Genomic DNA, 12623 nt, shown 5'->3' on the forward strand with positions numbered 1-12623 from the left:
CAAAAGGATGGGGAAGAGATGGAGAACTACATTTTGTCATTGGATCAGGGAACGACGAGTACACGTGCGATCCTGTTTAATCGTGCCGGCGAGATCGTCCATTCAGCACAACAGGAATTCACGCAGTATTTTCCGAAACCAGGTTGGGTCGAACACAACGCAAACGAGATTTGGGGAAGTGTCCTTGCTGTCGTGGCGACTTGTCTGACGGAGGCGAACGTAAAGCCGTCGCAGATTGCTGGTATTGGGATCACGAATCAACGTGAAACAGCTGTCGTTTGGGAAAAAGAAACAGGGAAACCGATTCACAATGCAGTCGTGTGGCAATCGAGACAAACGGCTGAAATCTGTGAAGCGCTTCGAGCAGCCGGTCATGCCGAGCTCTTCCGTGAGAAGACAGGTCTATTGATTGACGCTTATTTCTCTGGTACGAAAGTCAAATGGATTTTAGATCATGTCGAAGGAGCACGGGAACGTGCTGAACGTGGTGAACTACTGTTCGGTACGATCGATACGTGGCTCATCTGGAAATTATCCGGCGGAAAAGCACATGTGACCGACTATTCGAATGCAAGTCGTACGTTGATGTATAACATTCATGAATTAAAATGGGATGACGAGTTACTCGACATCTTAGATGTCCCAAAAGCGATGCTTCCGGAAGTACGACCATCTTCTGAAGTGTACGCAGAGACAGCAGGGTATCACTTCTTCGGAGAAGCGGTTCCGATTGCTGGAGCAGCGGGCGATCAGCAAGCAGCATTGTTTGGTCAAGCGTGTTTTGATACTGGAATGGCGAAGAACACGTACGGTACAGGCTGCTTCATGTTGATGAACACAGGGGAAGAGGCTGTGAAATCAGAGCACGGATTGCTGACGACGATCGCATGGGGCGTCGATGGAAAAGTGGAGTATGCTCTAGAAGGAAGTATCTTCGTCGCAGGATCTGCGATTCAGTGGTTACGTGACGGATTACGTCTCATTGATGATGCCAAAGAATCAGAAGGATACGCAACACGCGTCACGTCTTCAGACGGTGTCTACGTCGTACCAGCGTTCGTTGGTCTCGGTACACCTTACTGGGATTCAGACGTTCGTGGTGCAGTCTTTGGTTTGACACGTGGTACGGAAAAAGAACACTTCATCCGCGCGACACTTGAATCACTCGCTTATCAGACACGCGATGTTTTATCGGCGATGGAGCAAGATTCAGGCATCGAGATGAAAACGCTCCGTGTCGATGGTGGAGCAGTCAAAAACGACTTCTTGATGCAGTTCCAAGGTGATATCATCCAAGCACCAGTTGAGCGTCCGGAAATCAATGAAACGACGGCGTTAGGTGCAGCGTACCTCGCAGGTCTCGCTGTTGGATTCTTTGAGAACCGTGAACAAATTGCGACGCAATGGAAAAAAGAACGTCGTTTCGAGCCGAGCATGGCAAAAGAAGAGACGGATGCGCTCTACGGTGGATGGCAAAAAGCTGTTCAAGCTACGATGTTGTTCAAATGATGTGAGGTATGTTATAGTAAGGTCAAGTTAATAAATCGGTCGGAGAATATGGAGAGACCACAGCAGCAGTTGACATAGTCAGCGTGTTTGTTGTGGTCTCTTTTTTTTTCGAACCTAAACAGGAGGAACTATTCATGGCTAACCAACCATTTTCAAGCAAAAACCGTGCAGATGTCTATAATCGATTAACACGTGAAGAACTCGATCTACTCGTCGTAGGTGGCGGTATCACAGGTGCGGGGATCGCCCTCGATGCAGCGTCACGCGGTATGAAGATTGGCCTCGTCGAAATGCAGGATTTCGCGTCCGGTACGTCTAGTCGTTCAACGAAATTAGTCCATGGTGGTCTACGTTATTTAAAACAATTTGAAGTTCAAATGGTCGCGGAAGTCGGTAAAGAACGTGCGATCGTTTACGAAAACGGACCACACGTCACGACACCAGAGTGGATGTTGCTTCCGATGCATAAAGGCGGTACGTTCGGACCGTTCAGTACGTCAATCGGTCTTCGTGTTTATGACTTCTTAGCAGGTGTTAAACGTTCGGAATGGCGGACGATGTTATCTGCGAAAGAAACATTGGCAAAAGAACCACTCGTCAAACAACAAGGTCTCAAAGGTGGCGGTTACTACGTTGAGTACCGCACAGATGACGCCCGTCTAACGATTGAAGTCATGAAAGAAGCGGTTGAACACGGTGCGCGCGTCGTCAACTATACAAAAGCGGAAGAAATCATCTACGATGCTGGAAAAGTCGTCGGCATGCGTGTGACGGACCTCTTGACAGGTGACGTACATGAAATCCGTGCGAAAAAAGTCGTCAACGCGACAGGTCCATGGGTTGATGAATTACGTGAAAAAGATGGCTCTAAAGTCGGGAAACAACTTCGTTTGACAAAAGGTGTCCACGTCGTCATCGATCAATCGAAATTCCCGCTTAAACAAGCGGTCTACTTCGATACACCAGACGGTCGGATGATCTTCGCGATTCCACGTGATGGAAAAGCGTACGTTGGTACGACAGATACGTTCTTCGATAAAGATACTGCACATCCGAAGTTCACAGTCGAAGACCAAGACTACGTCTTAGACGCGATTCACTACATGTTCCCGGATGTTAAAGTGACAGCAGAAGACGTTGAATCAAGCTGGGCTGGTGTACGTCCATTGATTTATGAAGAAGGAAAAGATCCTTCTGAAATCTCTCGTAAAGATGAAGTATGGCAGTCTGAGTCAGGTCTCATCACGATTGCGGGTGGGAAATTGACTGGATACCGTAAAATGGGTGAGCACGTCGTTGATCTCGTCGCTAAACTCTTGAAAAAAGAAGAAAACGTCGCGTACGCACGTTGCTCAACGAAAAACATGCCAATGTCTGGTGGACACGTCGGCGGAGCAAAAGGATTTGCTGAATTCCTAAAAGCTCAAACAGCAACGAACGGTCTAACGACAGAAGAAGTTCAATTCCTAGCAAAACGCTACGGTTCGAACTTACCGAAAGTACTTGAATATGCAGCAGCATTCGATGCAGCAACGACAGCTCTTCCACGTTCTGTCTATGCACAACTCCACTACAGCATCGAACATGAAATGGTCGCTCGTCCGATCGACTTCTTCATCCGCCGTACAGGTGCTGTCTTCTTCGACATCGCTTGGGCTCGTGCTCACAAAGATGCCGTCATTGAAGAGATGAAATCTGTCTTGAACTGGACAGCAGAACAAACAGATGCTTATACGAAAGAACTCGATATCGAAATCGAAGATGCAGCACATGCACTCGTGACAGAATAAGCTCTCTAACTCATCAAGGAATCAAGATCAATATGATCTTGATTCCTTTTTTGTATATTCGTATTGGCGCGGGCGGAAAGATTGCAACTCTGTCTAGAGGCGACTATGCTTAATGTATGAAATTGCACAAAAGGAGAGAACACAGATGAAAGTAGAAGTATGGTCAGATTACGCATGTCCGTTTTGTTATATTGGGAAGCGTCGCTTAGAACAAGCGATTGCGAACGAAAAGTTAGATGTCGAGGTCGAATTCAAGAGCTTTGAACTCGATCCAGATGCACCAGCAGTACCGACGCAAGGCTTATACGAAATTCTTGCTTCAAAATATGGAACGACTCTCGAGCAGGCACGGAATATGTCGCAAGGTGTCGTTGATACGGCACGTCAGGAAGGCTTGCACTACGAGATGGATCGTGTCATCCCAGCCAATACATTTGAGGCTCACCGTCTGACTCAATTCGCTAAAAAACATGGTAAGATGAATGCAGTATCAGAAGCCTTGTTCACAGCGTATTTCATGAATGGAGAAGATCTGAATGACCCAGCCATTCTGACACGGATCGCAGTAGATGCTGGACTTGCTGAAGCAGACGTCACAGCGTTTCTTGCGTCAGAAGAACTGGCGACAGATGTTCGAGAAGAAGAAGCGATGGCACAACAACTGGGTGTTCGTGGTGTACCGTTCTTCGTCTTCGACCGGAAATATGCGATTTCAGGCGCACAACCAGTGGAAGCATTCGAACAAGTCTTCGCGAAGATGCGCCAAGAACAAACACTTGAAGTCATCGCTGAAGGTGACGCGTGTGGTGTTGACGGCTGTAACTGATCACATTATGATTCCATCACAAAGGAGCACGAAACCCTTATGAAATTCATCTTCCACCCTGAGATTCGCGATGCGCGAATCAATCTCGCTGTCGAAGAATTCATCTTGAACAACCTAAACGTCAATGAAGAAGACTATTTCTTGTTTTATATCAACGGTCCGTCGATCATCGTCGGAAAAAACCAGAACACGAACGAAGAAGTCAATTTGAAGTATGTCGAGGAAAACGGGATCCACGTCGTCCGTCGTCTTTCAGGTGGTGGCGCTGTGTATCACGACGAAGGAAACTTGAACTTCAGTTTCTTGACAAAAGATGACGGTGATTCGTTCAACAACTATAAAAAGTTCACGGAGCCAGTCGTACAAGCGCTGCATAAACTCGGTGTCGAAGCGGAGCTATCCGGACGAAACGATATTCATGTCGGAAGTCGGAAAATCAGTGGGAATGCCCAGTTCACGACGAAAGGACGGATGTTTAGTCACGGTACATTGATGCTCGATTCGAACATCGAAGAAGTCGTCAATGCGCTTGTCGTCAGTGAAGAGAAGATGCGCTCTAAAGGCATCAAATCAGTCCGAAGTCGTGTCGCGAATATCTCGGAATTCCTGTCAGAACCGTTGACGATGGAACAATTCGTCGATCATCTCCTTGCTTCGATCTATGAAGGAAAAGAGATTGAACGGTATATCTTAACCGAAGAGGACTGGGATAAAGTACGTGCCATCTCAGCAGAACGTTATGGCAACTGGGAGTGGAATTTCGGAAAATCGCCGAAATTCGACGTCATCCATAAAAAACGTTTCCCGATCGGTACGATTGACTTCCGATTGAACGTCAAAAAAGGCATCATTGAAGAAGCGAAGATTTACGGTGACTTCTTTGGTGTCGAGGATGCAGAAGAAATCGCACGGGCGCTCGAAGGTTCACGCTATGATCGCGCGTCACTTCGCGAAGTGCTCGGTCGGTACGAATTGAAAAAATATTTCGGTGCCGTCGAACTAGATGAGGTGCTAGACGTTTTAGCGTAAGTCTTTATGGGAAAACTCCTTCTATCAACTGCATAGGGGGAGTTTTTTTCATGGGCTATAATAAAGATAATTTTTTAGAAGGTTCGTTGACGGACTTTATTGATTTTGAACGGATTTCAGAAGGATTACCAAAAACGGAGGATGAACAGCCGTTACCATATTATGAGCGTGATGATTATAAGGCAGCAGGAAAATTAGAAGGAAAAGTCGCGATTGTCACAGGCGGCAACTCTGGAATCGGTCGTGCTGTCTCAATTGCTTATGTCCGAGAAGGAGCAAAAGTCGTCATCGCCTTCTACGGTGATCAAGAAGGGGCAGAAGAAACGAAGGCTCGCCTTGAGGAATTAGGCGGCGAAGTCCTACTTTCTAAAGGGGATATCGGAGATGCAGATTACTGTGAAACACTCGTCCAAAAAACGATCGATCGTTTCGGTCGCTTAGATATCATCGTCAATAATGCGAGTATGCAAAAACCAGAAGATAGTCTGAAGGACATCACAGACGAGTCAATGGAAAAGACGTTCAAGACGAATATCTTCGGAATGATGCGTCTTGCCCGTGCTGCCTTACCGCACCTTTCACTCGGTTCTGCCATCATCAATACGACATCGTCGACGGCATACGAAGGGAACGCGCTTTTGATTGACTATTCTGCGACGAAGGGCGCAATCGTCAGCTTCACGCGGAGTCTTTCGATGAACTTAGCGAAAGAAGGCATTCGTGTCAATGCTGTCGCACCGGGTCCGATCTGGACGCCGCTCATCACGGAAACGTTCCCACATGAATCAGTCAAGACATTCGGGAAAAATACACCGATGGATCGCCCAGGGCAGCCGGCTGAGATGGCATCGGCATATGTTTTCCTCGCGTGTAACGATTCAAGTTATATGACAGGACAAGTCCTTCACTTAAACGGTGGCGTCATCGTCAACGGTTAAAAAGAAACTCTGTGAAAACGTTTCCAAAAAGTGTTACACTATCCATACGGTCGCTTTTGACTACGTATGGATTTTTTTTACGTAAAAAATGAATAGTCATTCATTCGAAAGGGGAATTTTGCTCATGCTTGGATTGATTCAATCCGTCGAAGAAACTGCTCGAACACATCCGGATTCAACGGCGTATGTGTTTGAGGACACGCAAGTCAGCTATCGTGAGTTTGTCGAGAAGTTTCACCGGGCAGCCGGTGCGCTCGAAGCGAACGGGATCCGAAAAGGCGATCATGTCGCGCTGATCTTAGGGAATAGCCCAGCATTCCTAGTGGCATATTACGCCATCATGAAACAAGGGGCAATCGCGATTCCAATCAACCCTACATATACACCGGATGAAATCGGGTATATCCTGATGAACGGTGATGTGAAGGGGATTTTAGGGATTGCACCGCTCGTCGAAGCTGCAAAAGATCGTCTCGTGCATTTACCGAATCTCAAGATTGTCGTCTCTGTTCCTTACGCGGATCAAGAAGGACCGAACGAAACACATCAACAAGTGACGTTCATCACGCTCGATCGCTGGCTCGAAATCGAACATCCATTGACAGAAGTGACGAATGAACTGGACGACATCGCTGTCATTCTCTATACGAGTGGAACGACAGGAAAACCAAAGGGTGCGATGTTATCCCACCGTAATCTGACGTCGAATGCGCGCTCGATTGGGGATTATCTACATGTATCCAGTAGCGACCGGACACTTGCCGTATTACCAATGTTCCATGTCTTTTGCTTGACGGTCGTCGTCAATGCTTCACTCGCACATGGAGCGTCAATCATCATTGCTTCACGTTTTTCACCACAAGAGACGTTTGAGTTAGCAAAAAAAGAACAGGTGACGATTTTTGCGGGTGTACCGACGATGTATAATTTCTTACTTCAAACCGTGAAGGCTCATCCGGAATATGCGACCTATTTTGAATCAACACGTTTGTTCGTCTCAGGGGGAGCGAGTCTTCCAGTGCCGCTTCTTGAAGCATTTGATCGAACATTCCAATGTCATATCCTCGAAGGATATGGTTTATCGGAAGCATCACCCGTCACTTGTTTCAATCCGGTCAATGGTGTTCAAAAACCAGGCTCGATTGGAACATCGATCGTCGACGTCGAAAACAAAGTCGTCGATGAACTCGGACAAGAATTACCAGATGGTCAAGTCGGAGAATTGATCGTTCGGGGACCAAACGTCATGACGGGTTATTACAAGATGCCGGAAGAGTCGCAAGCGACGTTACGCGATGGCTGGTTATATACAGGTGATTTGGCTCGTCGAGATGAAGACGGGTATTTCTATATCGTCGATCGCAAAAAAGATATGATCATCGTCGGTGGTTACAATGTCTACCCGCGTGAAGTCGAAGAAGTCCTCTACCAACATCCGAACGTCATTGAAGCCGCCGTCATCGGCATACCGGATGAGGAGATGGGCGAAGCCGTCAAAGCATTCGTTGTTGCTCGTGAGACGATGACGGAAGAGGAAACGCAGGCATTCTGTGCTACATCACTCGCGAAATATAAATGTCCGACACAGATTGAGTTCATTGATCAATTACCTCGTAATACGACCGGGAAGATTTTACGGACCGTGTTGAAGAAACAACCGACGAATTCATGACTGTCTCAAGAACTTCAGGTTTCTGAAGTTCTTTTTCTGTGCATAGACAAGAAGGAGGGGATACGAATGAATATCGCATTGATTGCACATGATGAGAAAAAGGATGAGATGATGGGCTTTACACGGGCTTACGCCGCATTCTTTAAGAAAAATACATTATACGCGACAGGAACGACCGGACAACGGATCATGGAAGCAACCGATCTGCACGTCCATCGCTGTAAGTCAGGTCCACTCGGCGGGGATCAGGAAATCGGAGCGCTTGTAGCACAAGGAAAAATCGATATCGTGATTTTTTTACGGGATCCACTGACGGCCCAACCTCATGAGCCGGACGTCTCCGCACTCATTCGATTATGTGATGTGTACGATTTACCGCTTGCGACGAATGTCGGAACTGCTGAAATTTTAATCAATGGCCTCGAACAAGGACAATTTGATTGGAAGGAAATCATTCGAAAACGCCATGAACTGGAACAACAAAAGTTTTTAGACGATTAATTTCATGAGAACGCTTCTCATTTTCGTTTGAGCATGCTATAGTCAGTTTGAGGATGATACTGATTATCAATTGCGATGGAAAAGGTGGCGAAGAAAATGGAGATTCTATTAATGACGGGTGTAACGGTATTGCTAGGAGGCGGCGTTGGATTTTTGACGCACGTCGTAAAAATGGAACGTCGTCAACAGGCAACACCTGTGACTTCAAAGAACGAGCAAGTAGCGTATCCAGCGCTCCGTCTCGTCAAATAATAGAAAATTTATGACTTCGCCTTTCTTTTCTTTTGAAAAGAAAGGTTTTTTTGAATTATTATCCACTCTCCCATAATTTTGCGGAATTCCTTTGATACACTGAAACAAAGCACATTAGTCGAGGAGTGAGAGCCATGCATACAATCTATTTAGTTGATGATGAAGTGAACTTGAATCGTGTACTCGTGAAATATTTGGAGCAAGAAGGATGGCAGGTGAAATCCTTTACGTCTGGTGAAGCAGCAGCCTCTGCCATCGTTGAAAAGCCTGACTTATGGATTTTAGACATCATGCTACCGGATATGGATGGTTTTCAATTGATTAAGCGGATCAAGGCACATGATGAGACGACACCTGTCATCTTCATCTCGGCTCGTGATGAGGACATCGATAAAATCATTGGTCTTGAGATGGGATCAGACGATTACATCGCAAAACCGTTCCTTCCGCGAGAACTCGTCATCCGCGTCAAAAAGATTTTGGCACGAACGTATGCGACACCAAAGAGTGGTGTCATCCAATACGGTGATTATATGATTTATCCAGAGAAACGAATCATCGAAGAGAATGGTCAAGAAATCGATTTGACGTCGAAAGAGTACGATTTGTTGATTTTATTCGCCACACAAATCGGGACGCCGATGTCACGCGAGCAGATTCTCGTCAGCGTCTGGGGTGACGATTATTTCGGTTCGGACCGAGTCGTCGATGATCTCGTTCGTCGCGTCCGTAAAAAATTATCGAAACTCGAGCTCGAAACGATTTACGGGATCGGTTATCGCTTGGTGTCTGCATGAAAAACCGCAGTCTCGGATTCCAGATTTGGGCGATGTTTCTGCTCGTCATCGTCACGCTTTCTGCGGTCATTCTCCTGGTCATTCGGTCATCGATTGGAAATTTCATCGATGAACAGGTCTATGCGACACTTGAGAATAGCGAAGTCTTCTTCTCGAAGGACGCCTCCGTCATCGAGATGCTTCAGGATAATCCGATTGAATTCGACCGCCGAAAACAGGAGTCCCGTTCTGTTAACATCTTACTCCTTTCTAAAAACGGAAAGCTCTATTACGGTGGAGCGCCACAACAGCTGATCAATCAGATGTACCGTGATGCGATTGATCAAAAAACGGTTACGGCAAAGTATACGACGCGTCTTGATAAAGAAGATGTATACTACAGTATTCGAAAAATCGAGGTTAGTGGTGAAACGTACTATCGTGTCTCCTATGTTTGGGATGCGTATCGGCAAGAACTGATTACACAGTTGTTCTCGAAAATCGGATTCGTCGTCATCATTGGGAGTATCTTTACGTTATTCATTGCCTTTTGGTTAGCGCGACGTCTGACACATCCACTTGTCGAAATCGAGGGAGCGGTTGGGAAAATTGCGGCTCAAAAGTGGGATACACCACTTCCGCTTGACCGTGGGGATGAGATTGGACGACTCGCACGATCCGTCGATGCGATGCGAATGGATCTTGAAAAACAAGATAAGGCACAAAAATCATTACTTCAAAACATCTCCCATGATTTGAAGACGCCGATCATGGTCATCCGAAGTTATGCCCAGTCTATCTCAGACGGGATTTATCCAGATGGTGATTTGACCGGATCCGTATCCGTCATTGATGAAGAAGCGGAACGGTTAGAGAAAAAAGTCGCGGCTTTACTCTACGTCACGAAGCTCGACTATTTCGAGCTCGATCGTTCGACGTGGGACAATGTTGACATCGACCGGATGGTGCATCTGTTGAAAAATCGTTTTTCTGGGACGAAATCACTTGAATGGCATGTCAGTGGAGAAGCGGGAATTGTTCTTGGTGAAGGAGAGCAGTTACGTGTTGCGCTCGAAAATGTCATGGACAATGCGATTCGTTATGCCGAAACACGAATCGATATCCGATTGTCTGGAACAGCGGATCATGTTCATATTGAAATCGAAAATGATGGACCACCGCTTGACGCCTCCTCGCCACTGTTTCATCAATTTTCACGTGGTAAGGAAGGAAAGTTTGGGCTTGGTCTCTATATCGTCAAACGGATTGTCGAGCGTCATGACGGGACGGTCGCAATCGAGAATCGCTCTGCGGGAAATGGAGTCGGAAAAGTTTGTGTGATTTTTAATTTCCCGCGTCATTTCATTGAGCAAGAGGAAAAAAAACCAAAAGAATTTTAAAAACGGGATCTTTGGATCTCGTTTTTTTCGTTAGGAAATAATCGTTCCGTTCATGCAAGGCAAAAGGAAGTTTGATATAACCAATATAATCCAGGAAGGGAGCGAAGGAGATGTCATACCCAATCACGGAAGAAACGTTAGCCTTGATCCCGCGATACGGTCAATACGGTGAACCGCAGACACTCGTCATCAAGGAGCATTCTGAAAGTATTTTAGATGGTCATCCGATTAAGTTGATTGAAGAATCTTGTTTGTATTTTGGTTCGTCCATGCGTGGAAGAATCGAAGCAGCGCGGCATATCCTTGGTCCGAACCGAAAGACACCTGTTTTAGTGGATTGGCAAGCACAGACGATTTTCTTTCCGACGACCGCAAAAGAAAAGGCGGAATGTATTTGGATTAATTTTAAACAGATGAAGACTGTTCAGAAAAAATCCGGCAAAGTACAAGTCGAATTTCAGACCGGTCAATGTATCGATACGGATGCCTCTGCATACAGCATCGAACGACAACGGATTAAAACGCTAGAACTGGCGTACGAAATGCAACGTCGTTTTCAGTTGCCGGAGTTTAAGAATCGGTGAAAAGTGGAAACACATAACAGGAATCTTACTTACGTAAGGAGAAACAGTAGAGAGAGAAATCATAGGGAGGTGAAGCGGTAACTTTTACCGCGACACGATGAATGAATCATACGAATGGTTAAATCGCCGAAAATTACAGCCTGGATTTGGTGCGACTGGAGGCAGACGCTTTATCAGTTCCCGCATTGTGCGTCCGGAAAATACACCGGGTAAACGAATCAAAGGAATTAAACGGGCACGACAATTGGTCGTTGATGATGCTGGAAATCGCCGTTGGGTCACGAAACGCATCGTCGTGACGGATGCTGCGAAACACGTCACGATGAACCGTCGGACATCCATCGCCTTGAAAGAGACGAATGAGTCCCGCCTTGAGCAAGTCAAACAAAAACTAGCATCCAACAAAAAGGTCTTATTACCGATCTTGGCGGCAACAGGGATCGCTGTCGCAGGTGGCGTTCTTGCTTACGTCCTTCGTCGGAAGAAAAAACAATCTGATCAATAAAAAATAAGCCGTTCTCCAATCGGAGGACGGCTTATTTCATGCATTACAAGAATCGTTTTCGTAAAGAAGTCGAGAGTGCTTTTTCTGCGATTTCTTCTAGTTCCGTCAAGTTTGTCGGATCAAAGCTATCATTGTAGAAACGACCTACGAAGTCGACACGGTCGTAATCGAGTTCCTTGAAAATCAAGTGTTTATGGTCGTCATAAAAAACGACACGATAGTAATCAGATCCGCGTTCAAGGGTTACGAGACCTTTGATGTGATCCAATTTTTTTTGTTCTTCGGTTTGCTCTTCCTCGAGCGTGTCATCCTCGTTCGTCGATGCTTCGGCTTGCTCGATCGCATTCTTTACGAGTTCAGGTCGTTGTTCTTGTTCTTCCGTCATGTTTTATCGCCTCCATTTATTATTTTACATGGAAATGGACAGATGAGAAAGAAAAATCCCTCAGTCCATCTGGTGTGCTTCACAAACGCGTAGTACATTCATCGCGCCAATTCGTAATCGCTCGAGTAGTTGAAGTCGTGCTTCTTCATTTGGAATTGTATCAAGAGCAGCTACTTCCATCAGTTCCAACCAACGGATGGCATGTTCTTTTTGAATCGGTAATAACCGGTGAATCATCGCTAAACTCGCCGGCGGTTGATCCGGGTCGCGCGGTCCCCCTGTCAATTGGGTCAAGAAGACGAGTTGTGCCTGTTCGACACGTTGCCGATCTTCAGGGAATAACGGTCGCAACAGTGAATCATGGTAGACTTGATGATAGAACGAGCGAACCAAGGATGTGAGTATATGCTCGCCTCCGACGGTTTCGTAAAGTGACAAGAACATCACCTGCCTTAC

14 protein-coding genes are annotated in these 12623 nt (G+C 46.2%); 12 read left to right on the forward strand and 2 right to left on the reverse strand.

All coding sequences use genetic code 11. From position 1 onward, the window contains the following. The first annotated feature begins 18 nt into the window (after positions 1–18). From glpK to K7G97_RS04050, 12 genes are all read left to right on the forward strand, one after another. On the forward strand, positions 19–1509 hold the full coding sequence (gene glpK, locus K7G97_RS03995) for a glycerol kinase GlpK (protein ID WP_195865581.1): 1491 nt from the start codon (positions 19–21) through the stop codon (positions 1507–1509). 134 nt (positions 1510–1643) lie between these two features. Continuing rightward, entirely contained in the window at positions 1644–3299 is a 1656-nt protein-coding gene (locus tag K7G97_RS04000; RefSeq protein ID WP_087679768.1) for a glycerol-3-phosphate dehydrogenase/oxidase, read from the forward strand. Between the two features lie 145 nt (positions 3300–3444). Continuing rightward, entirely contained in the window at positions 3445–4125 is a 681-nt protein-coding gene (locus tag K7G97_RS04005; protein WP_223041418.1) for a DsbA family oxidoreductase, read from the forward strand. A 39-nt stretch (positions 4126–4164) separates the two neighbouring features. Next, positions 4165–5154: a lipoate--protein ligase gene (locus K7G97_RS04010; RefSeq protein ID WP_023467375.1), complete on the forward strand. Its 990-nt coding sequence runs from the start codon at positions 4165–4167 to the stop codon at positions 5152–5154. Positions 5155–5204: 50 nt separating this feature from the next. Next, a complete protein-coding gene (locus tag K7G97_RS04015) occupies positions 5205–6092 on the forward strand; it encodes an SDR family oxidoreductase (RefSeq protein WP_023467377.1) in 888 nt (295 codons plus the stop codon). Between the two features lie 124 nt (positions 6093–6216). After that, positions 6217–7764, forward strand: a complete 1548-nt coding sequence (locus K7G97_RS04020; protein ID WP_223041419.1) for a fatty acid--CoA ligase family protein — start codon at positions 6217–6219, stop codon at positions 7762–7764. A 66-nt stretch (positions 7765–7830) separates the two neighbouring features. Further along, positions 7831–8265, forward strand: coding sequence for a methylglyoxal synthase (gene mgsA, locus K7G97_RS04025; RefSeq protein ID WP_023467379.1), 435 nt, complete (start codon positions 7831–7833; stop codon positions 8263–8265). 96 nt (positions 8266–8361) lie between these two features. After that, positions 8362–8517 (forward strand): hypothetical protein, encoded by a 156-nt coding sequence (locus K7G97_RS04030; RefSeq protein ID WP_023467380.1) that lies wholly within the window; start codon positions 8362–8364, stop codon positions 8515–8517. Between the two features lie 134 nt (positions 8518–8651). Continuing rightward, entirely contained in the window at positions 8652–9314 is a 663-nt protein-coding gene (locus K7G97_RS04035) for a response regulator transcription factor (protein WP_023467381.1), read from the forward strand. Continuing rightward, positions 9311–10693, forward strand: coding sequence for a sensor histidine kinase (locus K7G97_RS04040; protein WP_223041420.1), 1383 nt, complete (start codon positions 9311–9313; stop codon positions 10691–10693). The genes K7G97_RS04035 and K7G97_RS04040 overlap by 4 nt, the downstream gene beginning before the upstream one ends. 110 nt (positions 10694–10803) lie before the next feature. Further along, positions 10804–11277, forward strand: a complete 474-nt coding sequence (locus tag K7G97_RS04045) for a competence protein ComK (protein ID WP_029340962.1) — start codon at positions 10804–10806, stop codon at positions 11275–11277. A 97-nt stretch (positions 11278–11374) separates the two neighbouring features. Next, positions 11375–11782 carry a hypothetical protein gene (locus K7G97_RS04050; protein WP_023467385.1) on the forward strand — a complete coding sequence of 136 codons (408 nt, stop codon included), beginning with the start codon at positions 11375–11377 and terminating at the stop codon, positions 11780–11782. Between the two features lie 43 nt (positions 11783–11825). Here the strand turns inward: K7G97_RS04050 and K7G97_RS04055 are convergent, their stop codons facing one another. After that, entirely contained in the window at positions 11826–12167 is a 342-nt protein-coding gene (locus K7G97_RS04055) for a hypothetical protein (protein WP_023467386.1), read from the reverse strand. A gap of 60 nt (positions 12168–12227) precedes the next feature. Beyond that, positions 12228–12611: a truncated hemoglobin gene (locus tag K7G97_RS04060; protein ID WP_223041421.1), complete on the reverse strand. Its 384-nt coding sequence runs from the start codon at positions 12609–12611 to the stop codon at positions 12228–12230. Between the last annotated feature and the right edge of the window lie 12 nt (positions 12612–12623).

The sequence above is a fragment of the Exiguobacterium acetylicum genome (assembly GCF_019890935.1).
GTDB classification, from domain to species: domain Bacteria; phylum Bacillota; class Bacilli; order Exiguobacteriales; family Exiguobacteriaceae; genus Exiguobacterium_A; species Exiguobacterium_A abrahamii.